General features: G+C 57.7%; 17 protein-coding genes. 11 read left to right on the forward strand and 6 right to left on the reverse strand.

Going from position 1 to position 21959, the window contains the following annotated elements; translation table 11 throughout:
- Positions 1-118: 118 nt before the first annotated feature.
- Genes I9188_RS01945 through I9188_RS01960 form a run of 4 tightly spaced genes read left to right on the forward strand, consistent with a single transcriptional unit; the run spans position 119 to position 5635 of the window.
- Positions 119-2383, forward strand: coding sequence for a PAS domain-containing sensor histidine kinase (locus tag I9188_RS01945; protein ID WP_209504880.1), 2265 nt, complete (start codon positions 119-121; stop codon positions 2381-2383).
- On the forward strand, positions 2380-3789 hold the full coding sequence (locus I9188_RS01950) for a sigma-54 dependent transcriptional regulator (protein WP_209503763.1): 1410 nt from the start codon (positions 2380-2382) through the stop codon (positions 3787-3789). The genes I9188_RS01945 and I9188_RS01950 overlap by 4 nt, the downstream gene beginning before the upstream one ends.
- Before the next feature lie 42 nt (positions 3790-3831).
- Entirely contained in the window at positions 3832-4425 is a 594-nt protein-coding gene (locus I9188_RS01955) for a helix-turn-helix transcriptional regulator (protein ID WP_209503764.1), read from the forward strand.
- A 43-nt stretch (positions 4426-4468) separates the two neighbouring features.
- Entirely contained in the window at positions 4469-5635 is a 1167-nt protein-coding gene (locus tag I9188_RS01960) for an MFS transporter (RefSeq protein WP_209503765.1), read from the forward strand.
- Positions 5636-5675: 40 nt separating this feature from the next.
- Here the strand turns inward: I9188_RS01960 and I9188_RS01965 are convergent, their stop codons facing one another.
- Positions 5676-6155, reverse strand: coding sequence for a hypothetical protein (locus tag I9188_RS01965; protein WP_209503766.1), 480 nt, complete (start codon positions 6153-6155; stop codon positions 5676-5678).
- Between the two features lie 96 nt (positions 6156-6251).
- On the opposite strand from I9188_RS01965, the gene trkA reads away from it, so the two are divergent.
- The 5 genes from trkA (at position 6252) to I9188_RS01990 (ending at position 11138) form a co-directional block, all read left to right on the forward strand.
- Positions 6252-7628, forward strand: a complete 1377-nt coding sequence (gene trkA, locus I9188_RS01970; RefSeq protein WP_209503767.1) for a Trk system potassium transporter TrkA — start codon at positions 6252-6254, stop codon at positions 7626-7628.
- Entirely contained in the window at positions 7628-9166 is a 1539-nt protein-coding gene (locus I9188_RS01975; RefSeq protein WP_209503768.1) for a potassium transporter TrkG, read from the forward strand. The genes trkA and I9188_RS01975 overlap by 1 nt, the downstream gene beginning before the upstream one ends.
- A gap of 132 nt (positions 9167-9298) precedes the next feature.
- Positions 9299-9538 (forward strand): RNA chaperone Hfq, encoded by a 240-nt coding sequence (gene hfq / locus I9188_RS01980; RefSeq protein ID WP_005982826.1) that lies wholly within the window; start codon positions 9299-9301, stop codon positions 9536-9538.
- Positions 9538-10809, forward strand: coding sequence for a GTPase HflX (hflX, locus tag I9188_RS01985; RefSeq protein ID WP_209503769.1), 1272 nt, complete (start codon positions 9538-9540; stop codon positions 10807-10809). The genes hfq and hflX overlap by 1 nt, the downstream gene beginning before the upstream one ends.
- A 20-nt stretch (positions 10810-10829) precedes the next feature.
- Positions 10830-11138, forward strand: a complete 309-nt coding sequence (locus I9188_RS01990) for a putative quinol monooxygenase (RefSeq protein ID WP_209503770.1) — start codon at positions 10830-10832, stop codon at positions 11136-11138.
- A gap of 1 nt (position 11139) precedes the next feature.
- Here I9188_RS01990 and I9188_RS01995 read toward each other — a convergent pair whose 3' ends face one another.
- The 4 genes from I9188_RS01995 to hemB all read right to left on the reverse strand — a co-directional run bounded on the left by I9188_RS01995 (position 11140) and on the right by hemB (position 15986).
- On the reverse strand, positions 11140-11535 hold the full coding sequence (locus I9188_RS01995; protein WP_209503771.1) for a nuclear transport factor 2 family protein: 396 nt from the start codon (positions 11533-11535) through the stop codon (positions 11140-11142).
- A 108-nt stretch (positions 11536-11643) separates the two neighbouring features.
- Positions 11644-14106 (reverse strand): penicillin acylase family protein, encoded by a 2463-nt coding sequence (locus I9188_RS02000; RefSeq protein ID WP_209503772.1) that lies wholly within the window; start codon positions 14104-14106, stop codon positions 11644-11646.
- 165 nt (positions 14107-14271) lie between these two features.
- Entirely contained in the window at positions 14272-14844 is a 573-nt protein-coding gene (locus I9188_RS02005) for a YSC84-related protein (RefSeq protein WP_209503773.1), read from the reverse strand.
- A gap of 143 nt (positions 14845-14987) precedes the next feature.
- Positions 14988-15986 carry a porphobilinogen synthase gene (gene hemB, locus I9188_RS02010; RefSeq protein WP_209503774.1) on the reverse strand — a complete coding sequence of 333 codons (999 nt, stop codon included), beginning with the start codon at positions 15984-15986 and terminating at the stop codon, positions 14988-14990.
- 119 nt (positions 15987-16105) lie between these two features.
- Here hemB and I9188_RS02015 point away from each other — a divergent pair, with 119 nt between their 5' ends.
- Positions 16106-16630 carry a component of SufBCD complex gene (locus tag I9188_RS02015; protein ID WP_209504881.1) on the forward strand — a complete coding sequence of 175 codons (525 nt, stop codon included), beginning with the start codon at positions 16106-16108 and terminating at the stop codon, positions 16628-16630.
- Positions 16631-16651: 21 nt separating this feature from the next.
- A complete protein-coding gene (mfd, locus tag I9188_RS02020; RefSeq protein WP_209599553.1) occupies positions 16652-20110 on the forward strand; it encodes a transcription-repair coupling factor in 3459 nt (1152 codons plus the stop codon).
- 142 nt (positions 20111-20252) lie between these two features.
- Here mfd and I9188_RS02025 read toward each other — a convergent pair whose 3' ends face one another.
- On the reverse strand, positions 20253-21911 hold the full coding sequence (locus I9188_RS02025; protein ID WP_209503776.1) for a hypothetical protein: 1659 nt from the start codon (positions 21909-21911) through the stop codon (positions 20253-20255).
- Between the last annotated feature and the right edge of the window lie 48 nt (positions 21912-21959).

The following is a 21959-nucleotide window of genomic DNA, read 5'->3' on the forward strand; positions in this document are numbered from 1 at the left end:
CCACACAAACCGTGGCATCCCGGCATCTGTCGGGAAAAGATCACGACATATGGCGGTAAGCCGCACAAGCGGCACATCAGGATGAGGGCAGACGGTGGCAACCCGAGCACAGAGCGGGATGATCCCATCGATTGGTCGATGGCGTAAATCACGGAAACTGCGCAATTTCGGCACCTTTGGGCTGGTCCTCATGGGGCCAGTTCTGGCGCTTGCCACATACCTCGTCATTGGTCCTTTTGACCTAGGTGCGACCGCGCCGACATTGCGGCTGATTCTGCTGGCTGATCTTGTCTATGTTCTGGTTGTGGCAGCTTTGGTGCTCAGTCAGTTGGGCAGCCTGATTGCTGCAAGGCGGGCCAAGTCGGCAGGCTCGCGTCTGCATTTGCGCCTGATCGGGGCGTTTACGCTGCTTGCGCTGGTTCCGACCGTTACGGTCGCCATTTTTGCTGGCCTGACCGTGAATATCGGTCTGGAAGGCTGGTTTTCGGATCGCGTGCGCCAGGTTGTCGGGTCTTCCCTTACGGCGGCAGAGGCTTATGAGCAGGAACATCGCAGCGGTCTGACGCAGGACGCAACCGTCCTAGCGCGGTTCCTGAACAATGCACGCTCAGTGGAATTTTACATTTCTGATGCCGAACTCCGCGAGGTTCTGGCGCAGGGGCAGGCCCGGATTCAGCGCGGATTGCGCGAGGCCTATGTCATCGACGGCACGGGCGAAATCCGGTCGCGCGGGGATCGATCCTATCTGTTCAACTACGAGGCGCCTACAGCGGAACAGATGACCGAAGCGGCAGATAAGGGGCTGCTGATCATTGCCGACTGGCCGAATAATGAATTCCGTGCGCTGGTGCCGCTTACCGCTTATCTGGACCGTTACCTGTATGTCAGCCGCGAGGTGGATGGGCAGTTGTTGACACTGCTGGATGACACCAAGGAAACGGCACAGTTTTATCAACAATTAGAGAGTGAACGGGGCAGGGTACTGTTCGAGTTCGGCCTGCTGTATCTCGGCTTTGCGCTGATCCTGATCCTGGCTGCGATGTCGCTGGGGATGTGGTTTGCCGAACGCCTGTCGCGCCCGGTAGGACGTTTGACCACGGCGGCGCAGCGGGTCGGCGCCGGAGACTTGAGCGTTCAGGTGATCGAAGAGGCCAGCGACGACGAAATCGCGATGTTGGGCCGATATTTCAACCAGATGACCCGACAACTCAAGGGGCAGCGGGACACGCTGCTGGAAAACACCCAGCAAATCGAAAGCAGGCGTCGCCTGTTTGATTCCGTGCTCAGTTCGGTCACGTCCGGTGTTGTCGGCGTGGATCCCGATGGATGCGTTACCTTCGTCAACCGTTCGGCTGAACGCTTGCTGGACTGGTCGCGGGGCGAAGAACACCTGGCTATCGGCATTGCGGTTCCCGAGTTTCTGCCTTTGTTTGAGAGCCTCAAGGACAGCGGACAAGAAGCCGTTCAGGGCGAGATCAAGGTCACACGCAAGGGGCGGCTGGAGAACCTGCTGGTCCGCATGGCCATCCGTCGCGGACAGGATGGCGGGTTGGAAGGCTATGTGGTTGCCTTTGATGATGTAACCGATTTGGTCAGCGCGCAGCGAATGGCAGCGTGGGGTGACGTGGCCCGCCGTATTGCACATGAAATCAAGAACCCATTGACGCCGATCCAGCTCAGCGCAGAGCGCATCAAGCGCAAGTTTGCCCGCAAACTGGATGAGGAAGACAGCGGCAGCCTTGAATCGATGACCGGTGTCATCGTGCGGCAAACAAACGACCTGCGGCGTATCGTGGACGAGTTTTCCAAGTTCGCGCGGATGCCCGAACCCGTTCGCCGCGAAGAGGACTTAGTCGAACTGGTGCGCGAAGCCGTTCTTTTGCAGCACGCGGGACAACCGGACGTACAGATTGACGCTGACCTGCCGCAGCAGCCAATCATGGCGGATGTAGATGCGACCATGCTCAACCAAGCGTTGACCAACCTGATTAAGAATGCCGGAGAAGCTATTGTTACCTTGAAAGAAAAAGGGGCCCCGGAAAACCTGAAACCACAGATCAAGGTGGCTCTTTCAAGCGATGATGCAGGTACAGTCATCACCATTGCAGACAATGGGATCGGTCTGCCGGAGGACCGGGCGCGTTTGTTTGAACCTTATGTAACGACACGCGACGAAGGGACCGGATTGGGCCTTCCGATTGTCAAGAAAATCATAGAAGAGCACGGCGGCGCGCTGACCCTTGAGGACGCGCCCGTATTTGACGGACAGGGCCATTTTGGCGCAATGGCTGTGATCCGTTTGCCTGGGGCAAGTATGTCCCCAACCGTTGCGCCACAGAAGCAGGCAATTAGAACCAACAAACTGAAAGCAGGCCAAAGATGAGCGACATTCTGATCGTAGATGACGAGCGCGATATTCGCGAGCTGGTGTCCGACATTCTGGAGGACGAAGGCTATTCAACCCGGCTGGCAGCCAACTCGGACGAGTGCATGGCGTCGATCAATTCCGAACCGCCGGGTCTGTTGATTCTGGATATCTGGCTGAAAGACAGCCGCATGGACGGGATCGATATTCTCAAGGCGGTAAAGCGTGATAACCCGGATGTGCCGGTGGTGATTATTTCCGGCCACGGCAACATTGAAATCGCTGTAGCGGCCATCAAACAGGGTGCTTACGACTTTATCGAGAAGCCCTTTAACATTGACCAGTTGATGGTGGTGATCCGCCGCGCGATGGAGACGTCTCGTCTGCGGCGCGAGAACGCGTCCCTGAAGCGGAAAGAGGTCAACAACTCGGATATGATCGGCAAATCCGCGTCGTTCCGGGCCATGCAGGGGCAGTTGGACAAGGTGACCAAATCAAACGGTCGCGTCATGCTGCGTGGGCCTGCGGGTTCTGGCAAGGAAATCGCTGCGCGTTATATCCATGCCCACTCCAACCGTGCGAACGCTCCGTTCGTGACCGTCAACTGCGCTGGGATTGAGCCTGAGCGTGTGGAAGAAGTTCTGTTTGGTCGGGAATCGGCCGAACGCGGTGTGGAATCCGGATTGCTGGAAGAAGCCCACGGCGGCGTGGTCTATTTTGATGAAGTTTCCGACATGCCTTTGGGCACACAGTCCAAGATCCTGCGTGTGCTGGTGGATCAGCAATTCCAGCGCGTGGGTGGCTCGGACAAAGTGCGCGTGGACCTTCGGGTGATCTCATCAACCAACAAGGATCTTGATGATGAAATCGCGGCCGAACGTTTCCGGGAAGAGCTGTATCACCGTCTGAATGTGGTACCGATTACCGTTCCCTCTCTCGAGGACAGGCGCGAAGATATTCCGGTTCTGGCACAGCATTTCATTGAAATGTGTAATGAAACCCAAGGGTTGCCCATGCGGGAGCTGTCGGAAGAGGCGGTCGCTTTGCTTCAGACCATGACCTGGCCGGGTAACGTGCGTCAGCTGAAGAACCTGATCGAACGTGTTTTGATCCTGGGTGACGGCACCGGCCCGATTGAAGCGCGCGAGCTGCCAAGCGAAGAAGACAAGGCCGAAGAGTCGGGCCGCGTTGTCTTGTCGGGTGCGCTGGCCACTCTGCCGCTGCGCGAGGCCCGCGAAGCGTTCGAGCGAGAATATCTGCTGACCCAGATCAACCGCTTTGGCGGCAATATCAGCCGCACCGCCAGCTTTGTCGGCATGGAACGCAGTGCGCTGCATCGCAAGCTAAAGTCGCTGGGTGTTGTGACCTCGAACAAATCCGGTGCGCGGGTCGCGCAAATCGACGAGCCCGAACCGGCAGAATGAGTCTGGGGTCATAGTTCACGGGCAGACGGATGTGTGGAACTGATGGCGAGAACGGTAAACTCTGATCTGACGGGCCGGTTCATCGAAGGCTACCCGGCTTTTGGCAGGCGTTTAAAGCGTCTTCGACGGTCGATCGGGTTGAAACAAGCAGCGCTGGCCAAGGTTCTGGAGGTCGATCAGACCACGGTTTCCAGATGGGAGAACGGGGTTCAGCTTCCAACGCCTGATCTGCAACACTCGGTGTTTGCTGCGCTGGCTCCTTTCAGGGCGGATGACAACGCGTTAAGACGGCTTGTCGTGAACTCGGCCGACTGCATCCATCTGGTTGAGGAGGCCAGCCACATGTGCCTGGCCTATTCCCGCCGGCGGGCGCGGGACTGGAAAACCTCCCAACGGGCACTGCTTGGCGTATCCCTCTGGCAATTTGCGACGGACGAGATCCGCCAGGCTGAGGCCGAGCTACAGGATGAGGGATGGTGGGATTTGCACGCGCCCAACCCCAAGTCGTTTGTAACCTCCGAAGCGCGGCACGACCGTATCCGGATCAGCGCCGGACAGATCACCTGGGAACGGTTGTACCTGTCGGATGGAACGCCGGTCCGGCTGGTCAGTGGGGCACGGTCGGGACGCGCATAATTTATGCGTATTCCTGTGAGGTCGGGTGCAGTAGAACCGGCTTATGCCCCATCCATTACGCATCTTGTTACAGGTTTTGTTGCTTTGGCTTGCCGGGCTAGGTGCGGCGACCCAATTCGCCAAAATTGCGGTTCCTTTTGCTCAAGTCGCAGCCCTCTATCCTGCGCACGCGGACAAGATTGGCTGGCTTTTGTCAGTCATCAGCCTGATTGGCGCGATTCTTGGTGCATTGTCCGGCGCGATAGCCGGGCGAGTGGGACCTGTCCGGCTGCTGATGTTTGGCTTGATCCTTGGCGGGGCGGTGTCCCTGTTTCAGGCCAGTATCCCCAGTTTGGGCCTGATTCTGGTCAGTCGCGTTGTCGAAGGGGTCTCTCATCTGGCCATCGTTGTCGCAGCACCAACACTGATTGCGCAAATCACGATTGGAAAATGGCGCAACGCGGCATTGGTTTTGTGGAGCAGTTTCTTTGGCGTCGCCTTTGCCCTGAACGCATGGCTTGGGCTTCCATTGATCTCTCGGGTCGGGCTTCCGGTTTATTTTGCTACCCATGGCGTGCTGATGTTTCTGATCGCCGGCTTGATCGTGTCTTTCCGTCCCAACAGTGCGTCGGCTTTGGCGAACAATCCTTTTTGGAACGTTCGAACACTGATTGGCATACACGTAGAGACCTATCGTTCTGCGTTTGTGTCGGCGCCGGCGCTCGGGTGGTTCTTTTACACGCTGACCTTTGTCTCGCTGCTGGCCATTCTTCCGGGAAGATTGCCGGACGATGTCAGTGCGATGATTGCTGGTCTGATGCCGTTGGCCGGGATCGTGATTTCCTGGATTACCGTCCCAGTGTTGCTGAACGTTTGTTCTGCTGTTTTTGTTGTTACCCTCGGTTTCGGGCTGTCTATCCTTACGATAGGCGCCCTGTTTCTTGGCGCCCCGTTGCCCGTGGTCTGCATTGCGCTTTTTGCGGTGCTGGGGCTTGTTCAGGGCGGCAGCTTTGCGGCGGTGCCGCAGTTGAACTCGACACCCGAAAGCCAGGCGCTGAGCTATGGTGCGATGGCGCAGATGGGGAATGCGGGTAACCTATTGGGCACACCTGTTTTGCTTGCAATACTGTGGCGGACCAGTGAAGCAGGCATGTTGATTGCCGTGGTCGGGTTCTATGCTGTTGCCATGGCGCTTCATTTGTGGCTTGCCGCGCGGCGCAAACGCGCTTGAACCGGACTGGAATGATCAATCGGAGGTACCGTGGTTTTGCTTACCCGGCTTGCCCCGGAGTGATGATCTGAAACGACCCGTCATCGAATTTCACAAAGCATGAAGCACTGTTGAGGGGCGGCAATGTTGTTGTTCGCGCCAATGGTACACGCGATTTCACATTTTGCTTGCAGGGCGGCAAACTGACAGGGCGAAATCCCTTTTCGGCCATGCATTGCGCCTCAACCGTGTTTCGCAGACCCTGATTCACATCGACGGTATAGACCCTGCCGGGCTGCCACCAGCCCGGGGATTGATAGCAACGACCCCTGCCGTCGCAATACGTGCGCCCGGGCCAATATGTCGGTGGACTTTGGCGGATCTGATTGGCAACTGGCACCTCTTTGACCGCCCTAAGCTGACACTGGGTGGTCTCTTTTTGCAGACGTGACACGGTTTCACCCTCGCGATAGTAAAGCGAGAGCGGCCCGCACGAGGACAGCACCATCAGGGGCACCAGCATAGGAAACAGCGTTTTCATATGCTTATCTTGCCGCAGCTGATCAGCGATGACAATTCAATTGACCGCTTTGGGGGCATCTGTCATTCAATCCTTTCAGGCAGAAGGGCCAGAAACATGAAGGTCATTATTTGCGGCGCGGGTCAGGTCGGCTGGCAGATTGCGCGGCACCTTTCGGGTGAATTGAACGACGTCACCGTTGTCGACAACAATCCCGACCTGGTTCGGCGGGCGACCGAAACGCTGGACGTGCAGGGGATCGCCGGGTTTGCAAGTTATCCCGATGTGCTTGAAAGGGCAGGCGCGCGCGATGCGGACATGATCATCGCTGCGACCCATTCGGATGAAGTGAACATGGTCACTTGCCAGATGGCGCATTCGGTCTTTTCGATCCAGCGCAAGATCGCGCGACTGCGGTCAAAATCCTATCTTGAGGCGATCCACTCGGACCTTTACCGGCGCGATCATCTGCCGATTGATGTGGTGATCAGCCCCGAACGCGAAGTGGCCGCAGCCGCGATGCGCCGCCTGTCGGCCCCGTCCGCCTTCGACACCGAGATTTTCATGGACGGCAAGGCGCAGCTTTTGGGTATTCGCGTGGATGAAGACTGCCCGATTGTGAACACACCCTTGCGGCAATTGACCGATTTGTTCTCGACGCTCAGTTCGATCGTAGTCGGGGTGCGTCGCGATGGCACGCTTTTTGCACCAGAATCCGAGGATCAGTTGTTTATAGGCGATGAATGCTACGTCTTTACCAATGTAAAAGACGTGGATCGCACCATGGAAGTGTTTGGCAAGACCCAAAAGCGTCAGGATCGTGTGGTGATCGTGGGCGGGGGCAATGTCGGGCTTGAAGTGGCGCGAACTCTGGAAGAACAAAAGAGCCGCGTGCGCGCCAAGATTGTCGAGCGGGATCGGCGGTGTGCCGAGATCGCCGCCGAGGCGCTGGAACGAACGATTGTGCTGCACGGTGATGGTCTGGATGCCGGTTTGTTGAGCGAGGCCGGTATCGACAGGGCGGATGCAATGCTGGCGGTTACGGATGATGACCGCACGAATATGCTGGCCGCTGTACGCGCCAAATCCGAGGGTTGTGCCCTGGCGATCGCTTTGATCAATGATCCCAGTATGGTGGCCCTGATGGGACCTTTGGGGATTGATGCGTATATCAATCCGCGCGCAACCACCGTCAGTTCGATCTTGCGCCACATCCGTCATGGCCGGGTGCGACAGGTCTACTCGATCGGAGATGCTGAGGCCGAAGTGATCGAGGCTGAGGTTCTGTCAACCTCTCCCATGGCGGGTCAAAGGCTGCGCGACATCGATTTTCCCGAGGGCGTATTGGTGGGGGCCGTGCGCAAAGGAGATGAGGTCATGCGACCGACGGGCAGCCTCAGGATCGATGAAAAGGATGTCGTCGCGATCTTTGCCATGGCCAACGACGTGCCAGAGGTCGAACGCCTGATGCAGGTTTCAATCGATTTCTTCTGATGGCGCGTGCGGGGATACAGCAGATCGGGCTATTGCGGCGGTTGCCGCTGTTTCTTCTGATCTGGGCTATTGCGTCACTGGCCATGTGGGTTCCGGCAGTTTACGCGCTGGCGCTGGATGATCACGACACATCCCGGTCGTTTCTGTATTCCGGCATAATCGGGTTGTTTCTGGTCGCCAGTATCGCATTGGCCTCGTCCAATCGCGTGCCACGGCGCGGGACTTTGGGGCAGTTGGCGGTGATGCTTGCATGTTTCACCATTCTTCCCGTCTTTCTAGCAATTCCATTTCACGATGCGCTGGGAACGACCACATTCCTGAACGCCTATTTTGACATGGTCAGTGCCCTGACAACCACGGGAGCGGATCTGTTTCCAGATCCAGATCGCCTGACGGCCCCGCTGCACCTGTGGCGCGCCTTGGTTGGTTGGATGGGCGGTTTGCTGATGTGGATTGCCGCCGCTGCGATCCTTGCCCCTTTGTCCTTGGGGGGGTTCGAGGTCACGGCCCGTGGTCAGCCGGGTCGCCCCGTGTCGGGTGTTGCGCAAAGCGAACGCGTTGATCCGCGCGGTCGATTGATCCGTGTGGCAAAGGGACTGACCCCGGTCTATGCCGGGCTGACGGCAGTGATCTGGATCCTTCTTCTGATTGATGGCGAAAATGGTCTGACAGCCGTTTGCCACGCAATGTCGGTCATGGCGACGTCCGGAATTTCTCCGGTGGGTGGCATGGAAGGCGCGCAAGCGGGCTTCACGGGCGAGGCGATCCTGTTTCTGTTCCTGTTCTTTGCCCTTTCGCGCCTGACATTTTCGACCGACACGGCAACGTCCGGTTATTCCCGCCTGGATGCGGACCCGGAGTTTCGCATTGGCCTGATGATTGTTCTGGCCGTTGCAGCGCTACTGTTCTTTCGCGTTATTGCAGGCGTTACGGAAATCGGCAGGCAAATCGAACCTTTGCAGGCATTGCAGGTCATTTGGGGTATGCTGTTCACTGTTCTGGCTTTCCTGACAACAGCAGGGTTTGAAAGCGCAAACTGGGATGACGCGCAGCAACTGTCGGGCCTGGGAACGCCCGGATTGTTGCTGATGGGGCTGGCCCTGATCGGTGGCGGGGTTGCGACCACGGCTGGCGGCGTGAAATTACTGCGGGTCTTTGCCCTGTACCTGAACGGTGCGCGCGAGATCGACCGGTTGATCTATCCCTCGTCGGTCAGCGGGGTTGGAGGCGGCAACCGACGCATTCAAAGGGACGGCGCGTTTATCGCCTGGATTTTTCTGATGCTCTTCGCGCTGACATTGGCAGTGTTCAACGTTTTGCTGGCCGCAATGGGGGCAGGGTTTGAACAGGCCATGGTGCTCAGTGTCGCGACACTCAGCACAACAGGCCCACTGATTGAATTGGCCACTGATGTACCGATCCGGTTGATCGACCTGTCCGCAGGCGCCAAGCTGACGCTGTGCGCGGCGATGGTCATTGGTCGGCTCGAGACGCTTGCGATCATCGCCCTGATCACCCCTTCGCTGTGGCGGGATTGAACCGGTTGGATCCCGTCGTCTTTAGTGCTTAATTTTTCGTCTGGAATATCTTACCGCGGCACTCCATACTTACCGGGAGGGAGCGCGTTGGTCCGCAACGCGTAGCAAGAACAATGGCGAGATTATCAAAATATGGCTTCGGACAGACAGAATCTTCAGGATGCTTTCCTGAACAATGTACGGAAAGCTAAGGTTCCGGTTACAATTTTCCTGATCAATGGCGTGAAATTGCAGGGTGTGATCACCTGGTTCGACAATTTCTGTGTATTGTTGCGCCGCGACGGACAGTCGCAGCTGGTGTACAAACACGCAATATCAACCATCATGCCATCACAGCCGATCAACCTGTATGAGGGCGAAGACGCCTCTTGATGGAACATGACCGGACGCGCACCCGGGCCTGGGTGCTGCATCCCGAAATCAAATCAGATGAACAGCGCCGCGTTCCTGAACCAGCGCTGGCCGAGGCGGTTGCGCTGGCTGCTGCTTTGCCCGATCTGGATGTGATCGGGTCTGAAATCGTACGCCTGCAACGTGCCCAACCCGGCTATTTGTTTGGCAGTGGCAAGATCGAAGAACTGGGTGAGCGGCTTCGTGAAAACGAGGTTGAGCTGGTTCTGATCGATGGGCCAGTGACTCCGGTTCAGCAGCGCAATCTGGAAAAGGCATGGAAGGTCAAGATCCTCGACCGGACCGGGCTGATCCTTGAGATTTTCAGCGACCGTGCGCGTACCCGAGAAGGGGTGTTGCAGGTCGAAATGGCTGCGCTCAGCTATCAGCGGACACGGCTGGTGCGGGCCTGGACCCACCTTGAACGTCAGCGTGGCGGCTTGGGATTTGTCGGCGGACCCGGCGAGACCCAGATCGAAGCTGACCGTCGCGCCATTGACGAACAACTGGTGCGTCTGCGCCGCCAATTGCAGAAAGTGGTCAAGACCCGCACATTGCATCGTGCCGCGCGGGCCAAGGTGCCATACCCGATCGTTGCATTGGTTGGATATACCAATGCCGGGAAATCCACCCTGTTCAATCGGCTGACCGGGGCCGAAGTGTTGGCCAAGGACATGTTGTTTGCCACGCTGGATCCAACTATGCGCCGCGTGCAACTGCCCGATGGCCCGGAAGTGATCCTGTCGGATACGGTGGGTTTTATCTCGAACCTGCCGACCGAGCTTGTGGCGTCTTTTCGAGCCACGCTTGAAGAAGTGTTGGGCGCTGATCTGATTGTTCATGTGCGTGATATCAGCCATGAAGAAACCGAAGCACAGGCGCAGGATGTCGAAGCAATCCTGACCTCGCTTGGTGTCGACGAAGAACGTCCCCGGCTTGAGGTTTGGAACAAGACTGACTTGCTGAGCGCCGAAGAAAAAGATGCCACATTGGCGAGGGCAGATCGCGATCCGGCCATATTTGCCATTTCGGCGGTTTCCGGCGAAGGCGTGATCCCTTTGCTGTCCGAGATTGCGGCAATCCTGCAAGGGGCCCGGCACGAGGTTGTTCTGAACCTGACCTTTGCGGAAGGTAACAAGCGGGCGTGGTTGTTCCGGCAGGATGTTGTACAATCCGAAAAGCAGACCGAAGACGGGTTTCGTATCACTGTCCTTTGGACGGATAAGCAGGCCGCCCAATTTGACACACTATAGAAACGGCGAAATGGCGGAACATGACTGATATATCGGAACAAAGAGTATTTCTGACCGGATTTATTGATGTTCCAGCGGACCGTCTGGACGATGTGCGCGCCGCTCTGCCCATGCATATCGCCCTAACAAAGGCGGAAGAGGGTTGCCTGTCGTTCGACATTGTCGAGGACCAGATCACACCCGGACGGTTCACTGTATCAGAGGTTTTTGTGAATCAGCAGGCCTTTGATGTGCATCAGCAGCGGACGAAGGCATCCGAGTGGTTTCTGATTACACTGGGAATACCGCGGAGTTACAATATTGAAACCGCTGGCAAAAAGACGACCTAAGTCACGTGCCTTCAAGTTGTCGCTGTAAGTCATCGGTGTCGAACCAGCCGACTGATGACTGTACAAGATGATCGGGCGCAAGTTCCCATTCATCCCAGCCGCGCGCGATAACATGGTTGCCAGTCTGAGCATGGTGCCCCTCACGTGTCCAGACAAACAGGGCGTGAGAGCCAGCCCATCGCATCATGTCGCACCGCACTTCCAGATCCGGAAAATCGGAATAGACATCTCGGGCCATCTCAGCAATTGCGGCACGCCCTTCGACAGGCTCACCCCGGTTGGTTGTGATCCGACCGTCCTGCGTGAAAAAACTGGCAACGGCATCGGCGTCACCTGAACTCCAGGCAATTGCGTAATCCCGGGCAAGGTTGTTCAGAGTATCCCGAATGCTGGCCATAGTTTCCCCCTGGTCCGAAACAGTTCGCCCGGTGATGGTAGGCGAAACTGCCGCATGGCGTCCACGGTCCGGGCAAAAAGGGGCGGGGAGTCGCCGAAACTCTGATGCTTAACGTGGGATCAGATTGGTCACTCCGACAGCAGCGGCGCGGGCAAGGTCAAGGTCCAGCGACATGGGAATATATTCGCCACGCCGCCACAGCTGCGCCTGATCATCGTAATAGCGCGACAGGAAATGGCCCGATTGGCCGGTAGCCGTGATAAAGACCGAACTGTTGGGATCAGCAAAGTCATACACACCGCGATAGCCCGCCCCGTGCACATTCTGAAACGGGTCGAGCCCTTCGCCCGACGTGCGCCCGCGCAGCAAGGTGTTGTCACCGCCACTGGTCGATTGGCGAATGTTCACAAAATACCGAAGTATCGGCACGTTCCCCAGAACCGGGTGATCGTGGGTTGCCTGATGGGCATCACCCCAGCGCAGGGATTCCAGTGCGCTACCGTAACGTTCGGTGATCCAGATCAGCGCATCATCCAGCGCAAGTCGAGCCATTTCGGTACAGGTTTCAACCGGCGCGCTTTGTCGAACATCGCACCAGACACCGGCGCCATCAATGTCTCGATAGACCCGTTCGATGAACAGAGGCTCGACATGTTTGAACTCGCTGGCCAGCGGCCCAAGCTCGTCCGAGATCAGGCGGATTTGAAGCGCCCGCACCCAGGCTGCGTAGATCAGCGGTTCGGGCAGGTGCTCGTTCATCTCGCCGTTCCAGTCGGCCAGCAGCGACAGCGCAATCTGGCGCTGGCGTTCGGGCGTCCCTTCGGGGGCCGAAGCACCGGTATACCACAGGTCAGCGCCGATCAGCGGCAGCAAAGAGCGCGCGGTGAAACTGACCGTATCCAGTTGCGCTTCGATGAAACTATCGCGGGTATGCACCTCACGCGATTGCATCAGACGTTCCCAGCGATGCACGCGCTGAGTGTCGCCCCATTCGTAGGACACATGATCCGGGAACGGGCGGTCGATGATCTTGTTGTTGGTGTTGCCCAGAACGCCGCCGACGGGGGCCACGAATTCCGGGTTGTCGGCATAGGGCAGGCGGCCTTGCCAGCGATTGGCCTCGATCCAGCCGGGTGTCGGAATGCGTCCGCGGCTTTGGTTTTGCAGTTCACGCCGGGGCATAGCGCCGATCAGTTTCATCCCTATTGTCGTTTTGTCGACCAGTGACAAGTTCTGCGAGGGCGCAATGAATTGCCGGGCCACGGTTACGGCGTCCTGCACGTTGTCCGCGTTCATCAGGGCCATGGACGCCGTCATCGAAGTGTCTTGCGGGCTGAGCGCCGTCCAGGACAAAGACGCCACATGGCCGGGCGGTGTGATGGTTTCTAGCTTGTAATCCGTACCGGGCAACACTGGCCCGTTCTCAGTCCAGCGCAGCGTCAGTGTGACCGGAGCTTCCCCTTTGATTTCGATGATCGAAGGACGGGTCTGGAATTCCTTATAGCCATCCGGGGTCAGGTACTCTTCGGGGTTTTCCGGGTTCAGCTGTTCAATATGAATGTCCTGATCGTCAAGATAAGACGACGTCACCCCCCAACCCAAACGGTCACTGCGTCCGGTCATGATTGCGGGAATACCAGGGATCGAAGCCCCAATGACGCTTCCCTTTGCCAGACCAAGATGCGCCAGATACCACACGCCGGGTGCAGTGAAGCCCAGATGTGGGTCGTTGGCCAGCAACGTCCCACCGCTTGCCGAGCGCGAAGGCGCAGCGGTCCAGGCATTTGATGCGCCCGCCAGCCCGCGTTTGGGAAGGGGTGACAGAGGCGTTTCGGGAAAACTCGTACCAGCGGCATAGCGCGGAAGGTTGGGAAACAGCGAAGCGTATTCAGGCAGCGCAGCAATGCCGGGGCCGGGAACATCGGGCAGAATGTCTGCCAGTCTGTCAGGATTGCTCAGCATCAAAGACGTACGCGCGCGCAGAACCTCGTCTGTCAGGTGACCGGACAGTTGCAGCGCCATAAGCTTGATTACGGCAATACTGTCGCCCGGTTGCCAGGGTGAGACGGGGGCATTGAACAGGAACATCTCAGGCGCGCCGCGCCCCAATGCCTCGTCGTTGATCTCGGTCAGGCGTGCGTTGACCCCGGCCGCATAAGCACGAAGGGCGGCCTTGGTATAGTCGTCCTGTACCTCGACCGAGCGATGGGCAAGGCCGTACAGATCCAGCCGGCGCAGCAGCTTGTCAACGCGCAGGGTGCGCGGTCCAAAGATCTCGGACAAGCGGCCCTGTGCAGTGCGGCGCATGACTGTCATCTGCCACAACCGATCCTGCGCGTGGGCATATCCAAGACCGAAAAACACATCCGGGTCATTTTGGGCCAGAATGTGCGGCACATTGGCGGTGTCGCGCACGATCTCAACCGGAGCGGTCAACCCGTTGACTTCGAGTGTCTGGTCATAATCCGGCAGTGATTGGCTGGCCAGAAAATAGACAAGGCCCATTGCAGCGAGGATCAGCATGATCAGACCCGACACGATGCGCACTAGCCAGCGGAAAACAAGACCCATTACTGCCCCAAATTCTAGTACATGAAGGTTGCGCGGAGATTAGTGGATGGCGGGTCCAACCGAAAGAGGAACGCGGCAAGAACCTGTGCGGAAAGGATGAAAACAAACACCCCAGCGCAGCATTCCGCCGTGATGGGGTTTGTCAGAAGAAGTGGGATGCCCGAATTATGGAATAATGCGGGTATATTTCGTGCCTTCCACGGTTGCACCGATCTGAAGCCCAGCCTGTCCGAAAATGGCGGCCAGAACGGGCGAGCGCAGTGTCGTTGTGTCTGTCGACAGGGAATCGCCCTGATCGCTGACCACATAGCCAATATCCGCTCCGGCTGTCCAACCACTGGAACGACGGAAATCATTCAGGGCGTCTTCGGTCATGAAAAACAGAACATGCGCATATTGCTGCGCACCGATCTGTAGCCCGGCCGTGCCCTTGACGGCCGAGTAAAAGTCAACTGTTGCACCGCTGATGCGCAGCGCGCCGCGACCGTAACCGCCACCGAACACGAAACCGGCTTCGGTAATCAGCGGCATGACCAGCATGCCGTTGGCCTTGTTCGCAATCTCAACCGTATTGGGATAGCGGCTGTACATCTCGGTCAGCGTGGCGTCGACACGGGCATCGATTGTTGCTGCGTTGGAATTGCCGACACCGTTGCCGCAGGCGGCGGTCAAGCTCAGACCTGCCATGCCCAAGGCAAAGCCGCGACGATTCAGTCGGGGGGAGTTGGAACTGCTCATGGTTTTATATCTCTGTAACTGTGCCTGATATGCCGGGTGATCCCGGTCTTGGCGGCAACGATACGCCGATCAGGGCGATGTGTCACGGGAAAGCTGCCCGTTCAGGCAATCTTATCGGCGAAATATCGCGAAACTTGCGGGCTTTATCCCTGCAGAATGCGTGCAACCTGAGGAGAGAAATAGGTCAGAATTCCGTCGCATCCGGCGCGTTTGAAGGCCAGAAGGCTTTCCAGCATCACCTTCTCGCCATCGATCCAACCGTTTTGGGCTGCGGCCTGAATCATCGCGTATTCGCCCGATACCTGATAGGCATATGTCGGCGCACCGAAACTGTCTTTCACGCGGCGGCAGATATCCAGATAAGGCATGCCTGGCTTGATCATCACCATATCCGCGCCTTCAGTCAGGTCGCGTTCGATCAGGCGCAAGGCCTCGTCCGAGTTTGCGGGGTCCATCTGGTAGGTTTTCTTGTCGCCCGTCAGGGCCCCCGATGCACCGACCGCATCGCGGAAGGGTCCGTAAAACGCACTGGCGTATTTTGCGGCATAGCTGAGGATCATCACGTTGTGATGGCCTGCACCTTCCAGCGCGCGACGCATTTCCCCGATCCGGCCGTCCATCATGTCCGACGGGCCGATAATGTCCGCACCGGCGTCGGCCTGTGCCAGCGTCATCTTTACCAGAGCTTCGACGGTCTGGTCGTTCACGATTTCTCCTTCGACGACATATCCGTCGTGGCCGTTGATGTTATACGGATCAAGCGCCACATCTGTCATTACAGCAATGTCCGGAGCCGCCGCCTTGATTGCCCGAATGGCCCGGTTTGACAGGTTGTCGGGGTTCCATGCCTCGGCGCAGTCTTCGGTTTTCAGCGCAGGGTCGGTATAGGGAAAGAGGCAAATCGCAGGAATCCCAAGGGCCTGGGCCTCGACTGCCGCTTTGGCAATCAGGTCAACCGATCTGCGAACCACACCAGGCATCGAAGGCACGGGCTCTTCAATACCTTCGCCATCGCGCACGAAAACCGGCCAGATCAGGTCATCCGTTGTCAGCGTGTTCTCACGCACCAGCGCACGAATTGCCTGTGATTGACGGGCGCGGCGAAAGCGGGTCATGGGAAATGGGGCAATGGTCGGTTTCATGGCGCGTTCTCCTTGAACATTCGTGCATTGGGTGGCATGAATTCACAAAGGTCTCAAGGGTATCAATGGACGCGCGCCTAGATGGAACCCCCCTGAGTAGTGCGAATAAAGGGTTGGGTTTGGACTGGTACTCTTCGATCTTTGAACTCATCGACATGCGCAGCTTTTCGAATCTGTGGTTCTGGATCGTACTGGCGGTACTCTGGTCGTCGGCCAGCCACTGGGTGATGGGCATCCCATACGATCTGGTTGTCCGCGCCCGCCGGATCGGAGGTCAGGTCGAAACCGATCTGCTCGACATCGTTCGCATCCATACAAACCGGATTCTGCTGATTGTCGACATGTCTGGAACCATCCTTTTGGCGTTTGGGTGTTTCCTGTTTACCGGGATGGCCACGCTTGGGTTCTATTATGACGTCGAATTCGCGCAGGCCCTGTTTTTGCTTTTGTTCCCAATGACCTTTGTGCTTTTGGTCAATATCGTGCATGCAAGGCGTCTTCGGCGGCAGGAATTGACGCTTGAAACTGTCTCAAAAACAATTTCCCGCTGCCGACTGTATACGCAGATCATCGGCATGATCTCGATACTGGTCACTTCGTTCTGGGGCATGTATCAGAACCTTTCGATTGGCGTTCTGGGATAGAAGATTCTGAAAGGCGAGGCGATGAAGGCTCCGAACCACGTGACAGTTGGCGGCGCCCCCGAAGGGTTTGACGCGCAGCTGGTGCTGAACGAGATTGCCCGCAGCAAGGGGCCGGTGGCCCATGTCGCACGCGATGACAAGCGGATGGAAGCGATGCGTTCAGCACTGGCGTTCTTTGCGCCTCAGATGCCTGTCTTTGTGTTTCCGGGCTGGGATTGCCTTCCTTATGATCGGGTCTCGCCTAATGCGGATATCTCGGCGGCGCGCGTCGCCACACTGGCGGCGCTGGTTCACCAGATGCCCCAACAGTATGTATTGCTGACCACGCTGAACGCCGCGACCCAACGCGTCCCGGCACGGGAGGTTTTGCGAGAGGCGGAGTTTACTGCCCGAGTTGGCCATCGCATAGATGAAACCGCTCTGCGAAACTTTCTGGTGCGTATGGGGTTCACACAAAGTCCAACGGTGATGGAACCCGGCGATTACGCCATCCGTGGCGGCATCATCGACATCTTCCCTCCGGGAGAGACGGGCCCGGTTCGGCTGGACCTGTTCGGTGACGTTCTGGACGGTGCGCGACGCTTTGATCCGGCGTCCCAGCGAACAACCGAAAAGCTGGACATCGTTGAACTTGCACCGGTGTCCGAAGTCATCCTGGACGAGGCCGCCATAACCCGGTTCCGTCAGAACTATCGCATCGAGTTTGGTGCCGCCGGTACAGATGACCCATTGTATGAGGCCGTAAGCGCGGGCCGCAAACATCAGGGGATCGAACACTGGCTGCCGTACTTCCACGAAAAACTTGAGACGCTATTCGACTATTTGCCGGATGCGGTGATCACTGTCGATGATCAGGTGACGCCCGCGCGGCTGGCGCGTTGGGATACAATTGCCGATCAGTATGAAACCCGGCGGCTGGCGCTGGAAAACCGATCCCGCATGGACACGGTCTATAAACCCACACCTCCGGGGTTGCTGTATCTTGACGATACCGCTTGGGAGGCAGCTGTCGCGGATCGCCGGGTATTGCAGTTCAGCCCGCTGCCGCAAGCCTCTGGCCCCGGTGTCATCGACGCGGGAGGACGCATCGGGCGCAATTTTGCGCCGGAACGCCAGCAGGAAAGCATCAGCTTGTTCGGTGCTTTGGCCAGTCACATTACTGCAAAGCTCGACAAAGGCCCGGTGCTGATCGCCTCATATTCTGACGGTGCGCGGGAACGCCTGACCGGCCTGATCGAAGACGAGGGGTTGGCCGAGGCGATACATGTGGCCAACGGCACCCGTATTGGTAAACGCGGCTTGCACCTTGCCGTCTGGGCGTTGGAGCACGGGTTTGAAACTCCTGATCTAACAGTGATTGCTGAACAGGATGTGCTGGGCGACCGGCTGATCCGTCAGCCCAAAAAGCGCCGCAAGGCTGAAAACTTTCTGACCGAAACCCAATCGCTCAGCCCCGGTGATCTGGTTGTACACGTGGATCACGGCATAGGTCGTTACATGGGAATGGAGGTCGTCACCGCAGCCGGTGCCGCCCATGAATGCCTGTTGCTGGAATATGCCGAACAGGCGAAGCTGTACCTGCCGGTCGAAAACATAGAATTGCTTTCGAAATACGGCCATGACGAAGGTCTGCTGGACCGTTTGGGCGGTGGCGCATGGCAGGCAAAGAAGGCCAAGCTGAAAGAGCGCATCCGCGAGATGGCCGATAAGCTGATCCGCATCGCCGCTGAACGCGCGTTGCGCAAAGCCCCGGTCATGGATCCGCCGCCCCACGCGTGGGAGGAATTCAGCGCGCGATTCCCGTATCAGGAAACCGAAGACCAGTTGCGAGCGATCTCGGATGTGATGGAAGATATCCATTCCGGCGCACCAATGGATCGTCTGATCTGCGGTGACGTCGGCTTTGGCAAGACCGAGGTTGCCATGCGCGCCGCATTTGTCGCCGCCATGTCGGGCGTTCAGGTTGCGGTTGTAGCGCCCACCACCCTGCTGTCCCGCCAGCATGCCGCGAGTTTCAGGGAGCGCTTTCGGGGATTCCCGCTGGAGGTGCGGCAATTGTCGCGCTTTGTTTCGTCGAAAGAAGCCCAGAAAACCCGTGACGGGCTGGCCCGCGGGACAGTGGACATCGTGATCGGAACGCACGCGCTTTTGGCCAAGAACATACGGTTCAACAATCTGGGGCTTTTGATCATCGACGAGGAACAGCATTTTGGCGTGGGCCATAAGGAACGGCTGAAACAGCTGCGCTCAGACATTCACGTGCTGACCCTGACCGCGACACCGATCCCGCGCACGCTGCAACTGTCGTTGACCGGCGTGCGCGACCTGTCGATTATCGGAACACCTCCAATCGACAGACTGGCGATCCGCACCTATGTCAGCGAGTTCGATGCCGTTACAATCCGAGAAGCGCTACTGCGTGAACACTATCGTGGGGGGCAGAGTTTCTATGTTGTACCGCGCATTTCGGACCTGCCTGAGATCGAAGAATTTCTGAAAGATCAACTGCCTGAGCTCACTTACGTGGTCGCCCATGGCCAGATGGCAGCGGGTGAGCTCGATGATCGAATGAACGCGTTTTATGACAGGAAATTCGACGTGCTGCTGGCCACGACAATCGTCGAAAGCGGGCTGGATATTCCGACGGCGAATACGATGGTCGTGCACCGCGCGGACATGTTTGGCCTTGCGCAGCTCTATCAAATCCGGGGCAGGGTGGGGCGCTCGAAAACCCGTGCCTATGCTTACCTGACCACCAAACCGCGTCAGAAATTGACCGCTGCCGCCGAGAAACGCCTGCGTGTTCTGGGCTCGCTGGATACGTTGGGGGCCGGGTTCACTCTGGCCTCGCAGGATCTGGACATACGTGGTGCGGGCAACCTGTTGGGTGAAGAACAATCCGGCCAGATGCGAGATGTCGGCTATGAGCTTTACCAATCTATGCTGGAAGAGGCGATTGCCAAAATCAAAGCCGGTGAAATGGAGGGGCTGTCGGATGCGGACGATCAATGGGCCCCGCAGATCAATCTGGGTGTGCCGGTTTTGATCCCCGAGAACTATGTGCCAGATCTGGATGTGCGCTTGGGGCTCTATCGCCGCCTGTCATCGCTGTCGACAAAAGTCGAACTGGAAGGCTTTGCTGCGGAATTGATCGACCGTTTTGGCAAATTGCCGAAAGAGGTGAATACCTTGATGCTGGTTGTGCGGATCAAGGCCATGTGTAAACGCGCCGGGATCGCAAAGCTTGACGGCGGGCCGAAAGGCGCGACCATCCAGTTTCACAATGACAAATTCGCCTCGCCGCAGGGACTGGTTGCGTTCATTCAGAATCAACGCGGTATGGCCAAGGTCAAAGACAACAAAATCGTCGTGCGCCGGGACTGGAAAAAGGACAGCGACAAGATCAAAGGGGCTTTTGCAATTGCCCGGGATCTCGCTGAAAAAGTGGTCGCGGCGCAAAAAAAGGTCAAAGCAGGTTGAGATGTGAGAGGGGGCTCTGCCCCCGCTGCGCGTTCCGCGCATCTCCCCCGGGATACTTAAGGCCAGATGAAGAAGCGGATCCCTGCTTCATCTGGCTAAAAATATCCCCGCCGGAGGCATCGTGCGTCAGCACGATTCCCGCCTAAACACGCATTGCAGCCTGCGCACAGAAACAGGACGCTGCAACCGCCCGATCAGCGCGGGCCAGAGTCAGATCCAGACGTTGTTTGACCTGTAGGATTTCAACATCTTCCCCGCGGGCTTTGAGACAATCGTACAGCCCCTTCAGGCTCCACACGTTGTCGGGATGGATCGAAGCGCGGCTGAGCGAGCCGCCAAGGCCAAGATCTTCGCGATAGACGGCCTCCGCTTCTGCCGCATGACCTTGTTCGAACAGCAACGCGCCAAGCGCGTGGCGGGTGGGCTGCATCCATCCCCAGGGTTCGTCATAGGGCAAAGTATCGTCCAGCTCGACCGAGCGGCGCAGATGGGCAAACGCGATTTCAAACTTGCCCTTGCGGTACTCGATCTCACCGCGCAGCATTTCCCGCGCAATTTCCAGCAGGTCAATCACACGGTTGTTGTGCAGCCTGCGTGTTTCCGGAACGCATTCTTTGGCGGCAAGAAACAGATTTTCTTCGGCCTCGGCATTGGCGATATCACCGGTTGCTGCATGAGCGATGGCGCGCGCGTAGTGTGTTGTGGCCGTCAGGGTGCGGAACAGGTCTGGATCTGAGGGCAGTTCCAGTGCCTTAGCCTCATCCCAGCGGCCAAACCGGATCAGGATATGAGGGCCCATGGACATGTAGCTTTCAAAGTAATCGGCCATCGGGGGGCTTTCGATGCGCAGCAATTCTTCCGGCGTTGTGTCCCACAATCCCTGATTGGCACGTAGGGCCGGTTCCATCTGTCCAAGAAAAAGCGCACCGTATATGGCAAAGTGATAATTGTGCTGTCGATAGCCTGTGTAGATGTTGAACGCGCCTTCGCGCTCGTAATATTTCAGGTCGGCTTCCGAGGCTTTTTCGTTCCAGTGCACAACGTTGTGGTAGTGTCCGCAAAGCACATCGATATGCGTCGGCATATGTACCAAGTGGCCTGCATCCGGAACCAACGTGCGCAGGACATCCCCTGCTTTCAGGGCTTTCTCTGGTGCTGGAGACATTTCCATCAGATGAACATAGAGGTGCAGCAGGCCTGGGTGAGACATCGCAGACGGATCGTTCGCCATAGCCCATTCAAGCGCATCTTGCGCTTCCTTCGTTGCTGCGCCTTTGGTGGGTTGGCCTGTTTTCAGATCCCACATCTGCCATGGTGTCAGGTTCAGCAGCGCTTCGACATAGATGGTACGCAAGTCGAGGTGGTCCGGGTGTGCCGCAAATGCCGTGCGCATCGCGTCGGCAAAACCGTGGTCCCATTGGTGCATGTCCTCAACCGGATCACGTTGCGGGTAACGCGCAGGCAGGGCCTGAATCAGGGTCTGTTCGACGGCAGTGCACCCTGCGAGCAGGTTAAGGGCTTTCTGCATCGCGTCGTAAGCCCGTGCCAACGCTTCTTCCCGACCTCTCTCATCCAGCAGGTCCCACGGGAGGTTGTAGTTTGGTCCGGCGGCATACGCGACACCCCAATAGGCCATCGCGCAATTCGGATCATGCTCGGCCGCGCGTTGAAAACAGACCACCGCCTCTTCGTGATTGTAACCGTATGTCCAGTTCAGGCCACGGTCAAACCACAGCTGAGCTTCGGGACTGGATGTGGAAATCGCGCAGGAATAGTTGCCCAGATCGTAGTAATCGCACATCGCAGTTCCTCCCCTTAAGTTCTGGGTAGGATAGCGTGTTTCACCCGC

The organism is Ruegeria sp. HKCCSA071 (genome assembly GCF_017872555.1).
In the GTDB taxonomy this organism is placed as follows: Bacteria; Pseudomonadota; Alphaproteobacteria; order Rhodobacterales; family Rhodobacteraceae; genus Ruegeria.

Coding starts and splice junctions, on each gene's coding strand:
- I9188_RS01945 (WP_209504880.1), top strand. CDS start 119: ATGATCCCATCGATTGGTCGATGGCGTAAATCACGGAAACTGCGCAAT.
- I9188_RS01950 (WP_209503763.1), top strand. CDS start 2,380: ATGAGCGACATTCTGATCGTAGATGACGAGCGCGATATTCGCGAGCTG.
- I9188_RS01955 (WP_209503764.1), top strand. CDS start 3,832: ATGGCGAGAACGGTAAACTCTGATCTGACGGGCCGGTTCATCGAAGGC.
- I9188_RS01960 (WP_209503765.1), top strand. CDS start 4,469: ATGCCCCATCCATTACGCATCTTGTTACAGGTTTTGTTGCTTTGGCTT.
- I9188_RS01965 (WP_209503766.1), bottom strand. CDS start 6,155: ATGAAAACGCTGTTTCCTATGCTGGTGCCCCTGATGGTGCTGTCCTCG.
- trkA (WP_209503767.1), top strand. CDS start 6,252: ATGAAGGTCATTATTTGCGGCGCGGGTCAGGTCGGCTGGCAGATTGCG.
- I9188_RS01975 (WP_209503768.1), top strand. CDS start 7,628: ATGGCGCGTGCGGGGATACAGCAGATCGGGCTATTGCGGCGGTTGCCG.
- hfq (WP_005982826.1), top strand. CDS start 9,299: ATGGCTTCGGACAGACAGAATCTTCAGGATGCTTTCCTGAACAATGTA.
- hflX (WP_209503769.1), top strand. CDS start 9,538: ATGGAACATGACCGGACGCGCACCCGGGCCTGGGTGCTGCATCCCGAA.
- I9188_RS01990 (WP_209503770.1), top strand. CDS start 10,830: ATGACTGATATATCGGAACAAAGAGTATTTCTGACCGGATTTATTGAT.
- I9188_RS01995 (WP_209503771.1), bottom strand. CDS start 11,535: ATGGCCAGCATTCGGGATACTCTGAACAACCTTGCCCGGGATTACGCA.
- I9188_RS02000 (WP_209503772.1), bottom strand. CDS start 14,106: ATGGGTCTTGTTTTCCGCTGGCTAGTGCGCATCGTGTCGGGTCTGATC.
- I9188_RS02005 (WP_209503773.1), bottom strand. CDS start 14,844: ATGAGCAGTTCCAACTCCCCCCGACTGAATCGTCGCGGCTTTGCCTTG.
- hemB (WP_209503774.1), bottom strand. CDS start 15,986: ATGAAACCGACCATTGCCCCATTTCCCATGACCCGCTTTCGCCGCGCC.
- mfd (WP_209599553.1), top strand. CDS start 16,652: ATGAAGGCTCCGAACCACGTGACAGTTGGCGGCGCCCCCGAAGGGTTT.
- I9188_RS02025 (WP_209503776.1), bottom strand. CDS start 21,911: ATGTGCGATTACTACGATCTGGGCAACTATTCCTGCGCGATTTCCACA.